Here is a 17,594-nt window from a genome sequence, read left to right as displayed (position 1 = left end):
CGAAGGCGCCTTTCTGTTGTCTCGCAACGGGTGTTAGACCTTGGCGCGCTCGTAGCGCTTGCGGTCGTTCTCGTTGAGCATCTTCTTGCGCAGGCGGATCGATTTCGGCGTCACTTCCACCAGCTCGTCGTCGGCGATGAACTCCAGCGCCTGCTCGAGAGTGAACTTGATCGGCGGAACCAGGGCGATGACCTCGTCCTTGCCGGAAGCGCGCATGTTGTCGAGCTTCTTGCCCTTGGTGGGGTTGATCACCAGGTCGTTGTCACGGCTGTTGATGCCGCACAGCTGGCCTTCGTAGATGTCCTGGCCGGGCTCGAGGAACAGCTTGCCGCGGGCCTGCAGGGTTTCCAGCGAGTAGGTCAGCGCGGTACCGGTGGCCATGGAGACCAGCACGCCGTTCTGGCGGTTGGTGACTTCGCCGGCCTTGATCGGGCCGTAGTGGCTGAAGGTCGAGGTCAGGATGCCGGTGCCCGAGGTCAGGGTCAGGAAGTTGTTGCGGAAGCCGATCAGACCGCGCGCCGGGATGGTGTACTCCAGGCGGATGCGGCCCTTGCCGTCGGGAATCATGTTGGTCAGATCGCCCTTGCGCAGGCCCATCTGCTCCATCACCGGCCCCTGGTGCTGCTCTTCGATGTCGATGGTGACGTTCTCGTAGGGCTCCTGCTTCTCGCCGGCCTCGTTCTCGATGATCACCACTTCCGGGCGGCCGACGGCCAGCTCGAAGCCTTCGCGGCGCATGGTTTCGATCAGAACCGACAGGTGCAGCTCACCACGGCCGGAGACCTTGAACTTCTCCGGGCTGTCGCCCTGCTCGACGCGCAGCGCCACGTTGTGCAGCAGCTCCTTGTCCAGACGGTCCTTGATGTTGCGGCTGGTGACGAACTTGCCTTCCTTGCCGGCGAACGGCGAGTCGTTGACCTGGAAGGTCATGGAAACGGTCGGCTGGTCGACGGTCAGCGGCGGCAGCGCCTCGACAGCGCTCTGGTCGCAGAGGGTGTCGGAGATGTACAGCTCGTCCATGCCGGACACGCAGACGATGTCGCCGGCGGTGGCTTCGGCCACCTCAACCCGCTGCAGGCCGGAGTGGCCCATGATCTTCAGAACACGACCGTTGCGCTTCTTGCCGTCGGCGCCAATGGCAGTCACCGGGGTGTTGGTCTTCACGGTGCCGCGAGCGATGCGGCCGATACCGATGACGCCAAGGAAGCTGTTGTAGTCCAGCTGCGAGATCTGCATCTGGAACGGGCCGTCGACGTCCACCTTGGGCGCCGGAACGTGGTCGATGATGGCCTGGAACAGGGCATCCATGTTGTCGTCCATGTTCTCGTGGTCCATGCCGGCGATGCCGTTCAGGGCGCTGGCGTAGACGATCGGGAAGTCCAGCTGCTCGTCGCTGGCACCGAGGTTATCGAACAGGTCGAAGATCTGGTCGATGACCCAGTCCGGACGCGCGCCCGGGCGGTCGATCTTGTTCACCACGACGATCGGACGCAGGCCGGCCTTGAACGCCTTCTGGGTCACGAAGCGGGTCTGCGGCATCGGGCCGTCCTGGGCGTCGACCACCAGCAGCACGGAGTCGACCATGCTCATGACGCGCTCGACCTCACCGCCGAAGTCGGCGTGGCCGGGGGTGTCGACGATGTTGATGTTGTAGCCGTTCCACTTCAGCGCGGTGTTCTTGGCCAGGATGGTGATGCCGCGTTCCTTTTCCTGGTCGTTGGAGTCCATCACGCGCTCGTTTTCCGCTTCTTTGCGGTCGAGGGTGCCGGACAGGCGCAGCAGCTTGTCGACGAGGGTGGTCTTGCCATGGTCGACGTGGGCGATGATGGCGATGTTGCGAAGATTCTCGATCACTGATTCGTTTCTCTGTAGATAGCTTCGAGCTCGGGCTTGAAGCTGGGAATTGTCCGGACGACGTCAGGCTGTCCGAGTTGTAACGACTGGGCCTTGCGATCAGCAGCGGTCGGGAGGGCGGTGGCGAATGCTGCCACCCAACAGCCCCGGCTGTTTCACCGATGCGTCAGGCCGGACGATAGACGCGAACATTCACATGCCCCTCGCTCAGCAGATGGTGAGCATGCAGGCGGCTCATGACACCTTTGTCGCAATACAGCAGGTACTGGCGGTTTTCATCCAGTTCCTTGAAACGGTTGTTCAGCGCGTAGAACGGCAAGGTCTGAACTTCGATGCCGGACAGTTCGAGGGGTTCGTCCTCGGCGGCGTCGGGGTGACGAATGTCGAGGATGACCTGGCCGGCCGTCGCCTCGCTGACCTCCTCGACCTTGATGTCTTCGCCCAACTCGTCGATCACCCGGTCGATCGGCACCTGGCGGGCACTGGCCAGGGCGCGCTCGAGGATGGCCATGTCGAACTGCTTTTCCTCGTGCTCGACGCGATAGCGCTTGGCGCGGGTGGTCGGGTTCTTCGAGATCACGCCGCAGTATTCGGGCATGTTCTTGGCGAACTCGGCGGTGCCGATCTCGAAGGCGGTGTCGATGATGTCCTGCTTGTGGCTGGCGATCAGCGGGCGCAGTACCAGCATGTCGGTGGCCGAATCGATCACCGAGAGGTTCGGCAGGGTCTGGCTGGAGACCTGGGAAATCGCCTCGCCGGTGACCAGTGCGTCGATGTGCAGGCGCTCGGCGATCTCGGTCGAGGCGCGCAGCATCATGCGCTTCAACACCACGCCCATCTGGCTGTTGTCGACCTTCTGCAGGATCTCGCCGACCACTTCCTCGAACGGCACGCTGATGAACAGCACGCGGTGCGAGCTACCGTATTTCTTCCATAGATAGTGGGCGACTTCCATCACGCCCAGCTCATGGGCACGGCCGCCGAGGTTGAAGAAGCAGAAATGCGTCATCAGCCCGCGGCGCATCATCTGATAGGCGGCGACGGTGGAGTCGAACCCCCCGGACATCAGCACCAGGGTCTGTTCCAGCGCACCCAGGGGATAGCCGCCGATGCCGTCGTGCTGCTCGTGGACGACGAACAGGCGCTGGTCGCGAATTTCCATGCGCACTTCGACTTCCGGCGCCTTCAGCGAAATGCCGGAGGCGCCGCACTGCTGGCGCAGCTGGCTGCCGACATGCCGTTCGACGTCCATGGAGCTGAACGGGTGCTTGCCGGCGCGCTTGCAGCGCACCGCGAAGATCTTGCCCGGCAGGCGCTCGGCGTAGTGCGCCTTGCACTTGGCGACGATGTCGTCGATATCGCCCAGCGGGTACTCGTGGACCTCCAGGCAATGGGCGATGCCGGGCGTGCAGCGCAGGCGCTCGATCATCTCGCGCAGCGGCTTCGATTCGCTGAGCGCGGTTTCCACCTCGATGTTGTCCCACACGCCTTCGACCCGCACCTCGGGGTCGAGCTCGCGCAGCACGGTGCGGATGTTCTTCGCCAACTGGCGAATGAAGCCCTTGCGCACCGGCGGGCTCTTGATGGTGATTTCGGGGAAAACCTTGACGATCAGCTTCATGGAAACAGCGCGGGTGCCGGCGTGGCTGGAAAAGAGGGGCGCGGAGTATAGCGGAAACTGCTCAAGTTTTAATCGGTTTCTTTGAGTCGCGCCCATATGCACCAACAAGATGCGCAACCGAGACCGCTCGCACCATTAGCGCGCACGTTTTCGTACAGGAAGCTAGGATTTAGCGCGCCCCATCGCCGCGGCAGCGCAGTGGCGGGCCTGCAGTTCCAAGACGGAGCACTGGCATGCAATTTGCTCCCTTGTGAGGCAGGTCGCCTTGGCGGAACATCGCCGCCCGGCTTCACCCTGATTCGGAAGCTCACTGTCACGCTTCCACCACTTGGAGAACACCATGTCGAAGTCGCTTCAACTGATCAAAGATTACGATGTGAAGTGGATTGATCTGCGCTTCACCGATACCAAAGGCAAGCAGCACCACGTCACCGTCCCGGCTCGTGATGCCCAGGATGAAGACTTCTTCGAGCACGGCAAGATGTTCGACGGTTCGTCCATCCATGGCTGGAAAGGCATCGAAGCCTCCGACATGATCCTGATGCCGGTCGACGAGACCGCTGTGCTCGATCCGTTCACCGAAGAGCCGACCCTGATCCTGGTCTGCGACATCGTCGAGCCGAGCACCATGCAGGGCTACGACCGCGACCCGCGCTCCATCGCCAAGCGCGCCGAGGAGTTCCTCAAGTCCACCGGCATCGGTGACACCGTATTCGTCGGCCCGGAGCCGGAGTTCTTCATCTTCGACCAGGTCAAGTTCAAGTCGGACATCTCCGGCTCGATGTTCAAGATCTACTCCGAGCAGGGCTCCTGGATGACCGACCAGGACGTCGAAGGCGGCAACAAGGGCCACCGCCCGGCCGTCAAGGGCGGTTACTTCCCGGTTCCGCCGTGCGACCACGACCACGAAATCCGTACCGCCATGTGCAACGCCATGGAAGAGATGGGCCTGGTCGTCGAAGTACACCACCACGAAGTGGCCACTGCCGGTCAGAACGAAATCGGCGTGAAGTTCAACACCCTGGTGGCCAAGGCTGACGAAGTTCAGACCCTGAAGTACTGCGTACACAACGTCGCCGACGCCTACGGCAAGACCGCGACCTTCATGCCGAAGCCGCTGTATGGCGACAACGGTTCGGGCATGCACGTACACATGTCGATCTCCAAGGACGGCAAGAACACCTTCGCTGGCGAAGGCTATGCCGGCCTGTCCGAGACCGCCCTGTACTTCATCGGCGGCATCATCAAGCACGGCAAGGCGCTGAACGGCTTCACCAACCCGTCGACCAACTCCTACAAGCGTCTGGTCCCGGGCTTCGAAGCGCCGGTCATGCTGGCCTACTCGGCCCGCAACCGTTCCGCCTCGATCCGTATTCCGTACGTGTCCAGCCCGAAAGCCCGTCGTATCGAAGCGCGCTTCCCGGACCCGGCTGCCAACCCCTACCTGTGCTTCGCTGCACTGCTGATGGCTGGTCTGGACGGCATCCAAAACAAGATCCATCCTGGCGATGCCGCCGACAAGAACCTGTACGATCTGCCGCCGGAAGAAGGCAAGCTGATCCCGCAGGTCTGCGGCAGCCTGAAGGAAGCCCTGGAAGAGCTGGACAAGGGCCGCGCGTTCCTGACCAAGGGCGGCGTGTTCTCCGACGAGTTCATCGATGCCTACATCGAGCTGAAGTCCGAGGAAGAAATCAAGGTGCGCACCTTCGTGCACCCGCTGGAATACGACCTGTACTACAGCGTCTGATCCAGTTCGCGTGACAGGAAGGCCACCCTCGGGTGGCCTTCTTCGTTTCTGCCCGGCGACTGCGATCCATGCAGCTTGTCACGCCTCGCAAATCGCAGCGATCGTGCTTGCCTGAAGGCCGTTGCAGTGCAAGGCTTCGACGGTCCACCTCCTGCGGAGCCTCCCATGCGTAGCGCCCTGTTCAGCCTGCTGTTCATCCTCAGCGTCCCGGCCTTCGCCGAGATCTACAAGTACACCGACGAGCAAGGCAACACGGTGTTCACCAACCAGCCGCCAGAAGGCGTGCAGGCCGATACGGTGGATCTGCCACCGGCCAATACCGTGAACATCCGCACGCCCGAGCCGCCACCGCCATTGCCGGACAGTCAGCAGACGCAGCAGGCGCCCTACGAGACATTGCAGGTAGCCGGCATTCCCGATGACGAGGCGCTGCGCGCCAACAACGGCAGCTTCGTCGTCAGCGCTGTGCTGGAGCCACCGCTGCAACCCGGCCACAGCCTGCGCTTCGTACTCGATGGCATCCCTCAGGCCGCCGCCAGCGCGGCCACGTCCCTGCAACTGAACAATGTCGAACGCGGCGAACACCGCCTGCACGTCGAGATATTGAGCGGCGAGCGGGTCATTCAGCGCAGCCAGCCGGAGCGGTTCACGGTGCAGCGTGTGCATACCTCGAGCCCGGCGTTGCGGCCGAAGCCGGCGAGGCCTGCGCCTTGAGAATCGTTCGCCAGGCAGCTGCCATCCTGCTGCTCGCCAGTGCGCTGCCAGCTCTCGCCGGCGTCTATTCCTACATAGATGCGGAGGGCAACCGGGTCTTTACCGATCGCCCGGCCGGCCAGATGGCCGAGGAGGTACGGCTAAAGCCATCGAACAGCATGCCTGCGCCTCCCGTGCAGGCCGCACCGACCGCCGGGCCAGCGGTGAAAGCAACACCCGTCGACTATCAGCTGCACATCATCAGTCCGACCGAGGACGAGGCGATCCGCAACAATGCGGGCACGGTCAACGTCACCCTGCAAGCCGAGCCTGCGCTGCAACCCGGGCACGCTTATCAGGTGCTGCTCGACGGACAACCGTTCGGTGCGCCAGCCGAGCAGGCGGAATTCGAGCTGAGCAATGTCGATCGCGGCACACACCAGCTGGCAGTGGCGGTGATCGATGAGCAGGAACGCGAACTGCAACGCAGTGCGATCCGGTCCTTTCACCTGCTTCGCACCTCTCTGGCCCAGCGACGCATGGTCAACCCGTGCAAGAAGGCCGATTACGGCGTGCGCCCGGAATGCCCGCTCAAGGACAAACCGGTTGAAAAACGCGACATTCCCTTCGTGCCCTTTCTATGATCATTGAGTGCACCTGTTTGGTGCGCCCAATGAACGAGCCGATCGCTCGTCACCAAATTGGGTCACCGGACAGCCCGTAGGGCTGCAGCATCAGGCCGATCCGCGCCGCAATGGCGCGCTTGGTTTGGTTCTTGCATTTCCTGCATGAACCTCCGGATGCAGACCAGTCATGATCAACGAAGCCCTGCAACGCCTGCTGATCGAGAACCTGACCACCGCGACGCTGCTGCTCAACTCGCGCTTGCGCCTGGAGTACATGAACCCGGCGGCCGAAATGCTGCTGGCCGTCAGCGGTCAGCGCAGCCATGGGCAATTCATCAGCGAACTGTTCACCGAATCACCGGAAGCCCTGGCGGCATTGCGCCAGGCTGTGGAAGAAGCCCACCCGTTCACCAAGCGCGAAGCCACCCTGACCTCCGCCACCGGCCAGTCGCTGACCGTCGACTACGCCGTGACCCCGGTGCTGACGCGCCAGGAGACCATGCTGTTATTGGAAGTGCTGCCGCGCGACCGGCTGCTGCGCATCACCAAGGAAGAGGCCCAGCTGTCCAAGCAGGAAACCACCAAGATGCTGGTGCGCGGCCTGGCCCACGAGATCAAGAACCCCCTGGGCGGCATTCGCGGCGCGGCGCAGCTGCTGGCCCGCGAGCTGCCGGAAGAACATCTGAAGGACTACACCGAGGTCATCATCGAGGAAGCCGACCGTCTGAGGAACCTCGTCGACCGCATGCTGGGCTCGAACAAGCTGCCGTCGCTGGCGATGACCAATATCCACGAAGTGCTCGAACATGTGGCCAGCCTGATCGAGGCCGAATGCCAGGGAAGCATCATTTTGGTGCGCGACTATGACCCGAGCATTCCCGAAGTCCTGATGGACCGCGAACAGATGATCCAGGCCGTGCTCAATATCATGCGCAACGCCATGCAGGCGCTGGCAGGGCAGAACGAACTGGGCCTCGGCCGCCTGACCCTGCGCACCCGCACGCTGCGCCAGTTCACCATCGGCCATATCCGTCATCGCCTGGTGGCGCGCATCGAGATCATCGACAACGGCCCGGGCATCCCCGCCGAACTGCAGAACACGCTCTTCTACCCGATGGTCAGCGGTCGCCCGGACGGAACCGGGCTCGGCCTGGCCATCACCCAGAACATCATCAGTCAGCACCAGGGCCTGATCGAATGCGAGAGCCACCCCGGCCACACCGTGTTCTCGATCTTCCTACCGCTGGAACAAGGAGCCACATCAGCATGAGCCGAAGCGAAAACGTCTGGATCGTCGACGACGACCGCTCCATCCGCTGGGTCCTGGAAAAGGCCCTGCAACAGGAAGGCATGGCCACGCAGAGCTTCGACAGCGCTGATGGCGTGCTGGCCCGCCTCGCCCGCCAGCAGCCGGATGTGATCATCTCCGACATCCGCATGCCCGGCCTCAGCGGCCTGGACATGCTCTCGCAGATCCGCGAGCAGTACCCGCGCCTGCCGGTGATCATCATGACCGCGCACTCCGACCTGGACAGCGCGGTGGCTTCCTACCAGGGCGGCGCCTTCGAATACCTGCCCAAGCCGTTCGACGTCGACGACGCCGTGTCGCTAGTCAAACGCGCCAACCAGCACGCCCAGGAACAGCAGAACCAGCAGCAGCCGGCCAACCGCCATCACACGCCGGAGATCATCGGCGAGGCACCGGCGATGCAGGAGGTGTTCCGCGCCATCGGTCGCCTCAGCCATTCCAACATCACCGTGCTGATCAATGGCGAATCGGGTACCGGCAAGGAGCTGGTGGCCCATGCGCTGCACCGCCACAGCCCACGCTCGGCATCGCCGTTCATTGCGCTGAACATGGCGGCGATTCCCAAGGACCTGATGGAATCCGAGCTGTTCGGTCACGAGAAAGGTGCCTTCACCGGTGCGGCCAACCAGCGCCGCGGCCGCTTCGAGCAGGCCGACGGCGGCACCCTGTTCCTCGACGAGATCGGCGACATGCCGGCCGACACCCAGACCCGCCTGCTGCGCGTGCTGGCCGATGGCGAGTTCTACCGGGTCGGCGGCCACACGCCGGTGCGGGTCGACGTGCGCATCATCGCCGCGACGCACCAGGACCTGGAAACCCTGGTGCAGGCCGGCAAGTTCCGCGAAGACCTGTTCCACCGCCTGAACGTCATCCGCATCCACATTCCGCGCCTGTCCGATCGCCGCGAAGACATTCCGGCACTGGCCGAACACTTCCTCGCCAGCGCCGCGCAGGAGCTGTCGGTGGAGACCAAGGTGCTCAAGCCGGAAACCAAGGAATACCTGCAGCATCTGCCCTGGCCGGGCAACGTGCGCCAGCTGGAGAACACCTGCCGCTGGATCACCGTGATGGCGTCCGGGCGCGAAGTGCATGTCGACGACCTGCCACCCGAGCTGCTCAACCAGCAGGCCGAGGCGCAGCCGGCGCACAACTGGGAACAGGCGCTGCGCAACTGGTCCGATCAGGCCCTGGCGCGCGGCCAGAGCAACCTGCTCGACGAGGCGGTACCGGCCTTCGAGCGCATCATGATCGAGACCGCGCTCAAGCACACCGCCGGTCGCCGCCGCGACGCCGCGCTGCTGCTCGGCTGGGGTCGCAACACCCTGACACGCAAGATCAAGGAGCTGGGCATGCGCGTCGATGGCAGCGATGACGACGACGGCGACGACAGCTGATCAGACGCTGATCCGATCTGCGACATAGAACCCCGCCACTGGCGGGGTTCTTCTTTCTGACGCCCCAGCCATGTGCGAATCCGTCATGGCCGCCAGGGCGACACGCTGACCTGCACCTGCCAGCCGCCGTCGCCGCGCGCGCCCTGCCACTGCCCCTGCAGCCGCCGTGCCGCCACCAGATGCAACAGCAGGCCCTTCTCGGTCTGCTGCACGCGCCAGGCCACCGGCATGCCGTCGATCTGCAGCTGCCCGGATTGCGGCTCGCCCTCGGCCTGGAACAACAGGGCGAACGCCCCCTCCAGATGCTCGTCATAGGTATCCGGCTTGCGGTCGAAGCGCAGCGACAGCCCCTGTGGCAGCACCTGCACCGCCTCCAGCTGCACCGGCCCGGGCGCGGTGAGCCGGCCGATCATCAGCCCCACCAGCAGCCCGATAAGCACCAGCGAACCGAAAAAGGTCCGGCGTATGCGGCGCATCGGGTCCTGCGCCCCGGTAGAATGCCGCCGGTCTTCAACCTCGGTGCTGCGCATGTTTCACGTGATCCTGTTCCAACCGGAAATTCCGCCCAATACCGGCAACATTATCAGGCTCTGCGCCAATACCGGCTGCCACCTGCACCTGATCGAGCCGCTGGGTTACGAGCTGGACGACAAGCGCCTGCGCCGCGCCGGCCTCGACTACCACGAGTACGCCACGCTGGAGCGCCACGCCGACCTGCCGAGCTGCCTCGCGCGGATCGGCATCGACGCCGCCAACCCGGACGGCCCACGGCTGTTCGCCTTCACCACCAAGGGCTCGCAGCCCTTTCACGACGTGCGCTACCGGCGCGGCGATGCCCTGCTGTTCGGCCCCGAAAGCCGCGGCCTGCCGCCAGAGATCCGCGATGCCCTGCCCAACGAGCAGCGCCTGCGCCTGCCGATGCGCCCCGACAGCCGCAGCCTGAACCTGTCGAACACGGTGGCCGTCGCGGTATACGAGGCCTGGCGCCAGCATGGCTTCGCCATGGAGTGAATCGCAACCTTGCGACAAAGCGCCGTGAACATTCCGGCCTCGGCCCCGTCTTAAACGGACAAGCTGGCAAGGTGCCGGCGGCCAAGTCGATTCCGGTCAGGCTGCGCAAGATGATCGCCGCCGCGGTCGCCGGCGACGTGCCACGCCAGCCCGTCGCCCGCAGCGCAGCGAACAATCCCGGTCTGACTGAGCGCCTCGCGCGGAACCGCGATTGCAGGTGAAGCTCGCCGACAGCTGTTGAAAAGCCGGCAGCGGTCCCCCATATCAACCGCATTCGGGCATTCATCGCCCCGCAGTGTGGAGATTTTCCCTTGACCACCATCGTTTCAGTGCGCCGCAACGGCAAAGTCGTCATGGGCGGCGACGGCCAGGTTTCCCTCGGCAACACCGTCATGAAAGGCAACGCCAAGAAGGTCCGCCGTCTCTATCACGGCCAGGTCCTGGCCGGCTTCGCCGGCGCCACCGCCGATGCCTTCACTCTCTTCGAGCGTTTCGAAGGCCAGCTGGAAAAGCACCAGGGCCATCTGGTGCGCGCCGCCGTCGAGCTGGCCAAGGATTGGCGTACCGACCGCTCCCTGAGCCGCCTGGAAGCCATGCTCGCCGTGGCCAACAAGGACGCCTCGCTGATCATCACCGGCAACGGCGATGTGGTGCAGCCCGAAGACGATCTGATCGCCATGGGCTCCGGCGGCGGCTTCGCCCAGGCCGCGGCCAAGGCACTGCTGCTCAAGGCCGGCGCCGACATGTCGGCCCAGGAGATCGCCGAGACCGCGCTGAACATCGCCGGCAGCATCTGCGTGTTCACCAATCAGAACCTGACCATCGAGGAGCTCGACAGCGCGATCTGATCGCCTGTCGTTCCGGAGTACCGCACCATGTCCATGACGCCCCGCGAGATCGTCCACGAACTCAACCGCCACATCATCGGCCAGGACGACGCCAAGCGCGCCGTGGCCATCGCCCTGCGCAACCGCTGGCGGCGCATGCAGCTGCCCGCCGAGCTGCGCCAGGAAGTCACCCCGAAGAACATTCTGATGATCGGCCCCACCGGCGTCGGCAAGACCGAAATTGCCCGCCGCCTGGCCAAGCTGGCCAACGCACCATTCCTGAAGGTGGAAGCGACCAAGTTCACCGAGGTCGGCTATGTCGGCCGTGACGTCGAATCGATCATCCGCGATCTGGCCGACGCGGCGCTGAAGATGCTGCGCGAGCAGGAGGTGCACAAGATGCGCCACCGCGCCGAAGACTCCGCCGAAGAACGCATCCTCGACGCCCTGCTGCCACCAGCGCGCCCGGTAGGCTTTTCCGAAGAGCCGGTGCAGAGCGGCGATTCCAACACCCGTCAGCTGTTCCGCAAGCGCCTGCGCGAAGGCCAGCTGGACGACAAGGAGATCGACATCGAGGTCGCCGAGAGCCCGGCCGGGGTGGAGATCATGGCCCCGCCCGGCATGGAGGAGATGACCAACCAGCTGCAGAACCTCTTCGCCAACATGGGCAAGGGCAAGAAGAAGAGCCGCAAGCTGAAGATCAAGGAAGCCTTCAAGCTCATCCGCGACGAGGAAGCCGCACGCCTGGTCAACGAAGAAGACCTCAAGGCCCGCGCCCTGGAGGCGGTGGAGCAGAACGGCATCGTCTTCATCGACGAGATCGACAAGGTTGCCAAGCGCGGCAATACCAGCGGCGCCGACGTTTCCCGCGAGGGCGTGCAGCGCGACCTGCTGCCGCTGATCGAGGGCAGCACGGTCAACACCAAGCTGGGCATGGTCAAGACCGACCATATTCTCTTCATTGCCTCCGGCGCCTTCCACCTGTCCAAGCCCAGCGACCTGGTGCCGGAACTGCAGGGTCGCCTGCCGATCCGCGTGGAGCTCAAGGCGCTGTCACCGCAGGACTTCGAGCGCATCCTCACCGAGCCGCATGCGGCGCTCACCGAGCAGTACCGCGAGCTGCTGAAGACCGAAGGGCTGCACATCGAGTTTCTCGAGGACGGCATCAAGCGCATCGCCGAGATCGCCTGGCAGGTCAACGAAAAGACCGAGAACATCGGTGCCCGGCGCCTGCACACCCTGCTCGAGCGCCTGCTGGAGGAGGTCTCCTTCAGTGCAGCCGACCTGGCCGGCAAGCAGCAGGGCGAACCGATCCGCATCGACGCCGCCTACGTCAACGAGCACCTCGGCGAACTGGCTCAGGACGAAGACCTGTCGCGCTACATCCTCTGACCGTCACGGCCGTGGCGATTGCCACGGCCGATTTTTCCGGAGCGTCGCATGCGCATCCCCACTGCAATCAAACTGCACAAGGCGTCCAGAACGCTGGAACTGGAATACGGCGCCGACGAGCGCTACGTGCTGCCCGCCGAGTTCCTGCGTGTGCATTCGCCATCGGCGGAAGTCCAGGGCCACGGCAACCCGGTGCTGCAGACCGGCAAGCTGAATGTCGCGCTGGAGCAGATCGAGCCGGCCGGTCAGTATGCGTTGAAGCTGACCTTCAGCGATGGCCACGACAGCGGCCTCTACACCTGGGACTACCTCGAGCGCCTGGCGCTGAATCAGCAGGCGCTGTGGGAGGACTATCTCGCGGCACTGGCGGCCGCCGGAAAATCCCGCGACCCCGATGAGTCGGTCGTCAAGCTGATGCTCTGAAAGGGAAACCGTAGGGTGGATCACGCTTCGTCGATCCACCGAACAGCGTCGATGCTCCGCGGCCGCGGATGTAAAAATCGACAGCCACCCTACGTTCCGCGCACCTTATTGCGACCGATAGGCTGAAGGCCAGCTGCCTCAGGCCAGCGCCTTGTCCAGTGCCCGCTCGATCTGGCCCTGGATACTGCTGCCCATGGCCGAGAGCAGCAGACCGAGGTTGAGCAGCACCTTGACGCTGTCCTCGTAGACTTCGATGCGCCCGTCCGCACCGCTGCGCCTGACCGCCAGCACATCGCCCTGCCATTGGCAGCTCACGCCGAACTCGCGAGCCAATCGCGCGGCCAGTTCGTCGGCCTTTTCACGCGCGGCCTCGCGGCCGAGATTGTGGGAACGTTCGACGATGATCTGGGCCATGACGACTCCTGGCTGCCCGAAAAGGCGCGCACTATAGCAAAGCGCCGACAGACGGCGCGGCCGGTCAATACCCTGCCGCCAACGGCCATAGCGCTCGCACCCACACCGGGCAGCCACAGCCCGCGCCATGACGCCGCGAACTGCGACATGTCGCCGCTAGTCCTTTTGCCAGCCGTCGGCAGCTCGACGCTTATCAGCCGGCTTTTTAGGTTTAGAATGCCGGGCACATTCTTCCCGGCGAAAGTGACATGACCGACCCTCGCAAAGCGCATGACGCAGAACCGACCACCCATTTCGGCTACAAGAACGTGCCGGAAAGCCAGAAGGCGCAGAAGGTGGCCGAGGTGTTCCACTCCGTGGCCGCCAAGTACGACCTGATGAACGACCTGATGTCGGGCGGCGTGCATCGGCTGTGGAAGCGCTTCACCATCGAGCTGTCCGGCGCCCGCCACGGCAATCGCATCCTCGACATCGCCGGCGGCACCGGCGACCTGACACGGCAGTTCTCGCGCATCGTCGGACCCACCGGCGAAGTGGTGCTGGCCGATATCAATGCCTCGATGCTCAAGGTCGGCCGCGACAAGCTGCTGGACAAGGGTGTGGCCGGCAATGTCAGGTTCGTTCAGGCCGATGCCGAGAAGCTGCCCTTCCCGGACAACTATTTCGATGTGGTGACCATCGCCTTCGGCCTGCGCAACGTGACGCACAAGGAAGACGCCATCGCGTCGATGCTGCGCGTCCTGAAGCCGGGCGGCCGGCTACTGGTGCTGGAATTCTCCAAGCCGACCAACCAGCTGTTTTCCAAGGCCTACGACGCCTACTCGTTCAGCCTGCTGCCGATGATGGGCAAGCTGATCACCAACGACGCCGACAGCTATCGCTACCTGGCCGAGTCGATCCGCATGCACCCGGATCAGGAAACGCTCAAAGGCATGATGGAGACCGCCGGTTTCGAGCGCGTCAGCTATCACAACATGACCGGCGGCATCGTCGCCCTGCACCGCGGCATCAAACCCTGATGTTGCGCGCTGCCCTGCTGGCCGGTGCCGAGCGTGGCATCAATCGCGTCTTGCGCCTGGATCCCACGGCATTGCCGCGACTGGCACGCCTGAGCGGCCGAATCATCGAGATCGACTGCACGGCGCCGGCCTGGCGCCTGTTCGTTCTCGCCGACGACGAGGGCCTGCGCCTGGCCAGCAACTGGGGCGCGGATGCCGATTGCCGCCTGCGCGCGTCTGCGAGCAGCCTCTTGCGCCTGGCCGTCAGCCGCAACAAGACCGCCGTGCTGCATGGCCCCGAGGTCGAGATCGACGGCGACAGTGGGCTGCTGATGAACCTCGCTGAGGTGCTGCAGGATCTGGAGCTGGACTGGGAATACGAAATTTCCCGCTGGCTCGGCCCGGTCGGCGCACAGCTACTCGGTTCCAGCCTGCGCAGCCCTGTGGACTGGGTACGCGACAGCGCCGACTCGCTGCGTCAGGACCTTGCCGACTACCTCAGCGAGGAATCGCGGATGCTGGTCGGCCAGGCCGAAGCCCAGGCGCGTTTCGACGAGCTGGATGACATGAAACTTGCCCTCGACCGACTCGAAGCGCGCATCGAGCGCCTCGCCCTCAACCTGAATCCAGATCGCCCCGAATGAAGCTGTTCGCCGCCGCCCGCCGCCTGTTTCGCATCCTGCTGGTGGTGATCCGCTACCGCCTCGATGACATCATTCTCGACCTGCCGATGCCCTGGTGGCTGCGCGCCACCAGCTACCTGCTGCCCTGGCGCTGGATCCCGCGGCGGCGCAGCGAGCTGTCGCGCGGCGCTCGCCTGCGCCTGGCGTTGGAAGGACTCGGGCCGATCTTCATCAAGTTCGGGCAGATCCTCTCCACCCGCCGCGATCTGCTGCCGCTGGATATCGCCGAAGAGCTGGCGATGCTGCAGGACCGCGTGCCGCCCTTCGATTCAGCCGTTGCCACGGCACTCATCGAGCGCCAGCTGGGTGCGCCGGTAGGCGAGATCTTCGCCCGTTTCGACAGCAAGCCGCTGGCCTCCGCTTCGGTGGCGCAGGTGCATGCGGCCAAGCTGCGGTCCGGCGAGGAAGTGGTGGTCAAGGTGGTGCGCCCGAACCTTCGGCCGATCATCAGCCAGGACCTGGCCTGGCTGTTCATGCTGGCCAATACCGCCGAGCGCATCTCCATCGACGCGCGCCGCCTGCACCTGGTGGAAGTGGTCGACGACTACGCCAAGACCATCTACGACGAGCTCGACCTGCTGCGCGAAGCGGCCAACGCCAGCCAGCTCAAGCGCAATTTCGAGGGCTCGGCGCTGCTTTACGTGCCGCAGGTGTACTGGGACTACTGCCGCCCGCAGGTGCTGGTGATGGAGCGCATCTACGGCGTACCGGTGACGGACATGGCCGGGCTGGCGCGGCAGAACACCGACATGCGCCAGCTGGCCGAACGCGGCGTGGAGATCTTCTTCACCCAGGTGTTCCGCGACAGTTTCTTCCATGCCGACATGCACCCCGGCAACATCTTCGTCAGCACCCACCAGCCCTGGAGCCCGCAGTACATTGCGGTGGACTTCGGCATCGTCGGCAGCCTGACGCCCGAGGACCAGGACTACCTGGCGCGCAACCTGATGGCCTTCTTTAAACGCGACTACCGCAAGGTCGCCCAGCTACACATCGACTCGGGCTGGGTGCCGGCAGAAACCAAGGTCAACGAGTTCGAGGCGGCGATCCGCACCGTCTGCGAGCCGATCTTCGAGAAGCCGCTGAAAGACATCTCCTTCGGTCAGCTGCTGGTGCGTCTGTTCCAGGTGGCGCGGCGCTTCAACATGGAAGTGCAGCCACAGCTGGTATTGCTGCAGAAGACCCTGCTCAACATCGAAGGCCTCGGCCGCGAGCTGTACCCGGATCTTGACCTCTGGAGCACTGGCCAGCCCTATCTCGAGCGCTGGATGCGCGAGCGCATGAGCCCCAAGCAGCTGATCAAGAACGTGCACGCGCAGATCGAACAATTGCCGCACTTGGCCAACATGACCCGCGAGCTGCTCGAACGGATGGCGCACCCGCATGCGAACAACCCACCGCCGCCCTGGCGCGAGCGTCACCACGGCTGGCCGCTGCGGCTGATCGGTGCGGTATTGCTCGGCAGCGGCGCGACCCTGGCAGCCAGCGCAGAAAGCCTGACCGCCTTAACCGCCTGGCCGGCGTGGGTGATGCTGGTGGCCGGCATCTTCATCGTGGTGCGCCGATAGCCATCCCTGGTGCAGGCTGGCACACTTGGCCCATTGAGCGGAGAATCCGATGAACTGGCTGGACGAAATCAACTGGAACGCCGACGGTCTGGTGCCGGCGATCGCCCAGGACCACAAGACCGGCCGCGTGCTGATGATGGCCTGGATGAATCGCGAAGCCCTGGCGCTGACCGCGCAGGAAAACCGCGCCATCTACTGGTCGCGTTCGCGCAACCGGCTGTGGCGCAAGGGCGAGGAGTCCGGGCACGTGCAGCAGCTGCACGAGCTGCGCCTGGACTGTGACGCCGACGTGATCATCCTGATGGTCGAACAGATCGGCGGCATCGCCTGCCACACCGGGCGCGAAAGCTGCTTCTACCGCGTGTTCGAGAACGGTGCCTGGAAAGTCGTCGAGCCGGTTCTCAAGGACCCGAACGCCATCTACGCGGAGCACAAGCATGAGTGACACCCTCACCCGCCTGGCCGAGGTGCTGGAGGCCCGTAAGGGCGCGGCGCCGGACAGCTCCTACGTCGCCAGCCTGTATCACAAGGGCCTGAACAAGATTCTCGAGAAGGTCGGCGAGGAATCGGTGGAAACCATCCTCGCCGCCAAGGATGCCGCCGTCAGTGGCGACTCCAGCGACCTGATTTACGAAACCGCCGATCTCTGGTTCCACAGCCTGGTCATGCTCGCCGCTCTCGGCCAGCACCCGCAGGCCGTGCTGGATGAACTGGATCGACGCTTCGGTCTCTCCGGACACGCGGAAAAAGCCGCGCGTCCGCAAACTTGATTCACATCGGAGATATCACCATGGGTTTTGGCGGCATCAGCGTCTGGCAACTACTGATCATCCTGCTCATCGTCATCATGCTGTTCGGCACCAAGCGCCTCAAGGGCCTGGGCTCCGACCTCGGTGATGCGATCAAGGGCTTCCGCAAATCCATGGGCACCGACGAGGAGAAGCCCGGCGTCGAGGACAAGCAGAACCAGACCATTGACGCACAGGCGCGCAAGGTCGAAGAACCGACCAAGAAAGACCAGTGATACGTTCCAT

20 protein-coding genes are annotated in these 17,594 nt (G+C 64.2%); 16 read left to right on the top strand and 4 right to left on the bottom strand.

The features are described from left to right. Positions 1 to 33: 33 nt before the first annotated feature. Together typA and thiI are read right to left on the bottom strand one after the other, a co-directional pair. Positions 34 to 1,854 (bottom strand): translational GTPase TypA, encoded by a 1,821-nt coding sequence (gene typA / locus HZR81_RS11820; RefSeq protein ID WP_063539459.1) that lies wholly within the window; start codon positions 1,852 to 1,854, stop codon positions 34 to 36. A 166-nt stretch (positions 1,855 to 2,020) separates the two neighbouring features. Then, the gene (thiI, locus tag HZR81_RS11815; RefSeq protein WP_500128184.1) at positions 2,021 to 3,475 is read right to left on the bottom strand and encodes a tRNA uracil 4-sulfurtransferase ThiI; all 1,455 of its coding nucleotides are present in this window, start codon (positions 3,473 to 3,475) and stop codon (positions 2,021 to 2,023) included. Positions 3,476 to 3,815: 340 nt separating this feature from the next. On the opposite strand from thiI, the gene glnA reads away from it, so the two are divergent. From glnA to ntrC, 5 genes are all read left to right on the top strand, one after another. Next, positions 3,816 to 5,222, top strand: a complete 1,407-nt coding sequence (gene glnA / locus HZR81_RS11810; protein WP_003303004.1) for a glutamate--ammonia ligase — start codon at positions 3,816 to 3,818, stop codon at positions 5,220 to 5,222. A gap of 165 nt (positions 5,223 to 5,387) precedes the next feature. Then, positions 5,388 to 5,936 (top strand): DUF4124 domain-containing protein, encoded by a 549-nt coding sequence (locus tag HZR81_RS11805; RefSeq protein ID WP_161612355.1) that lies wholly within the window; start codon positions 5,388 to 5,390, stop codon positions 5,934 to 5,936. After that, positions 5,933 to 6,559 (top strand): DUF4124 domain-containing protein, encoded by a 627-nt coding sequence (locus HZR81_RS11800; protein WP_500128183.1) that lies wholly within the window; start codon positions 5,933 to 5,935, stop codon positions 6,557 to 6,559. The genes HZR81_RS11805 and HZR81_RS11800 overlap by 4 nt, the downstream gene beginning before the upstream one ends. A 169-nt stretch (positions 6,560 to 6,728) precedes the next feature. Next, positions 6,729 to 7,811, top strand: a complete 1,083-nt coding sequence (gene glnL, locus HZR81_RS11795) for a nitrogen regulation protein NR(II) (RefSeq protein ID WP_017244102.1) — start codon at positions 6,729 to 6,731, stop codon at positions 7,809 to 7,811. Next, positions 7,808 to 9,244 carry a nitrogen regulation protein NR(I) gene (gene ntrC / locus HZR81_RS11790; RefSeq protein ID WP_125868671.1) on the top strand — a complete coding sequence of 479 codons (1,437 nt, stop codon included), beginning with the start codon at positions 7,808 to 7,810 and terminating at the stop codon, positions 9,242 to 9,244. Before glnL ends, ntrC begins: the two co-directional genes overlap by 4 nt. 83 nt (positions 9,245 to 9,327) lie before the next feature. Here ntrC and HZR81_RS11785 read toward each other — a convergent pair whose 3' ends face one another. Further along, positions 9,328 to 9,774 carry a hypothetical protein gene (locus tag HZR81_RS11785; RefSeq protein WP_500128182.1) on the bottom strand — a complete coding sequence of 149 codons (447 nt, stop codon included), beginning with the start codon at positions 9,772 to 9,774 and terminating at the stop codon, positions 9,328 to 9,330. Between HZR81_RS11785 and HZR81_RS11780 the strand changes: the two genes are divergently transcribed. The 5 genes from HZR81_RS11780 (at position 9,773) to HZR81_RS11760 (ending at position 12,897) form a co-directional block, all read left to right on the top strand. Continuing rightward, on the top strand, positions 9,773 to 10,255 hold the full coding sequence (locus HZR81_RS11780; protein WP_500128181.1) for a tRNA (cytidine(34)-2'-O)-methyltransferase: 483 nt from the start codon (positions 9,773 to 9,775) through the stop codon (positions 10,253 to 10,255). The genes HZR81_RS11785 and HZR81_RS11780 overlap by 2 nt on opposite strands. Continuing rightward, on the top strand, positions 10,252 to 10,476 hold the full coding sequence (locus HZR81_RS11775) for a hypothetical protein (protein WP_500128186.1): 225 nt from the start codon (positions 10,252 to 10,254) through the stop codon (positions 10,474 to 10,476). The genes HZR81_RS11780 and HZR81_RS11775 overlap by 4 nt, the downstream gene beginning before the upstream one ends. Before the next feature lie 90 nt (positions 10,477 to 10,566). Further along, on the top strand, positions 10,567 to 11,103 hold the full coding sequence (hslV, locus tag HZR81_RS11770) for an ATP-dependent protease subunit HslV (RefSeq protein WP_014821912.1): 537 nt from the start codon (positions 10,567 to 10,569) through the stop codon (positions 11,101 to 11,103). A 27-nt stretch (positions 11,104 to 11,130) separates the two neighbouring features. Continuing rightward, complete coding sequence (gene hslU, locus HZR81_RS11765) at positions 11,131 to 12,474, top strand: ATP-dependent protease ATPase subunit HslU (RefSeq protein WP_500128180.1); 1,344 nt, start codon at positions 11,131 to 11,133, stop codon at positions 12,472 to 12,474. 48 nt (positions 12,475 to 12,522) lie between these two features. After that, positions 12,523 to 12,897: a gamma-butyrobetaine hydroxylase family protein gene (locus tag HZR81_RS11760; RefSeq protein ID WP_500128179.1), complete on the top strand. Its 375-nt coding sequence runs from the start codon at positions 12,523 to 12,525 to the stop codon at positions 12,895 to 12,897. 138 nt (positions 12,898 to 13,035) lie between these two features. Here HZR81_RS11760 and HZR81_RS11755 read toward each other — a convergent pair whose 3' ends face one another. Further along, positions 13,036 to 13,311, bottom strand: a complete 276-nt coding sequence (locus tag HZR81_RS11755; RefSeq protein ID WP_063539450.1) for a polyhydroxyalkanoic acid system family protein — start codon at positions 13,309 to 13,311, stop codon at positions 13,036 to 13,038. A 248-nt stretch (positions 13,312 to 13,559) separates the two neighbouring features. Between HZR81_RS11755 and ubiE the strand changes: the two genes are divergently transcribed. From ubiE to tatA, 6 genes are read left to right on the top strand one after another with little or no spacing between them, the layout of a single operon-like run. Then, entirely contained in the window at positions 13,560 to 14,330 is a 771-nt protein-coding gene (gene ubiE, locus HZR81_RS11750; RefSeq protein WP_063541658.1) for a bifunctional demethylmenaquinone methyltransferase/2-methoxy-6-polyprenyl-1,4-benzoquinol methylase UbiE, read from the top strand. Next, positions 14,330 to 14,953: a ubiquinone biosynthesis accessory factor UbiJ gene (locus HZR81_RS11745; protein WP_156245427.1), complete on the top strand. Its 624-nt coding sequence runs from the start codon at positions 14,330 to 14,332 to the stop codon at positions 14,951 to 14,953. The genes ubiE and HZR81_RS11745 overlap by 1 nt, the downstream gene beginning before the upstream one ends. After that, the gene (gene ubiB / locus HZR81_RS11740; protein WP_125868664.1) at positions 14,950 to 16,560 is read left to right on the top strand and encodes a ubiquinone biosynthesis regulatory protein kinase UbiB; all 1,611 of its coding nucleotides are present in this window, start codon (positions 14,950 to 14,952) and stop codon (positions 16,558 to 16,560) included. Before HZR81_RS11745 ends, ubiB begins: the two co-directional genes overlap by 4 nt. 49 nt (positions 16,561 to 16,609) lie before the next feature. After that, on the top strand, positions 16,610 to 17,005 hold the full coding sequence (hisI, locus tag HZR81_RS11735; protein ID WP_102833503.1) for a phosphoribosyl-AMP cyclohydrolase: 396 nt from the start codon (positions 16,610 to 16,612) through the stop codon (positions 17,003 to 17,005). Beyond that, a complete protein-coding gene (locus HZR81_RS11730) occupies positions 16,998 to 17,330 on the top strand; it encodes a phosphoribosyl-ATP diphosphatase (protein ID WP_011911574.1) in 333 nt (110 codons plus the stop codon). The genes hisI and HZR81_RS11730 overlap by 8 nt, the downstream gene beginning before the upstream one ends. A 20-nt stretch (positions 17,331 to 17,350) precedes the next feature. After that, the gene (gene tatA / locus HZR81_RS11725; RefSeq protein ID WP_003303029.1) at positions 17,351 to 17,584 is read left to right on the top strand and encodes a twin-arginine translocase TatA/TatE family subunit; all 234 of its coding nucleotides are present in this window, start codon (positions 17,351 to 17,353) and stop codon (positions 17,582 to 17,584) included. Positions 17,585 to 17,594: the final 10 nt, after the last annotated feature.

Origin of the sequence: Pseudomonas sp. LM13, from assembly GCF_041381355.1 — a bacterium.
In the GTDB taxonomy this organism is placed as follows: Bacteria; Pseudomonadota; Gammaproteobacteria; order Pseudomonadales; family Pseudomonadaceae; genus Stutzerimonas; species Stutzerimonas frequens.
The sequence above is the reverse complement of the archived record's forward strand: the minus strand, read 5'-3'. Positions and strand labels throughout refer to the sequence as shown.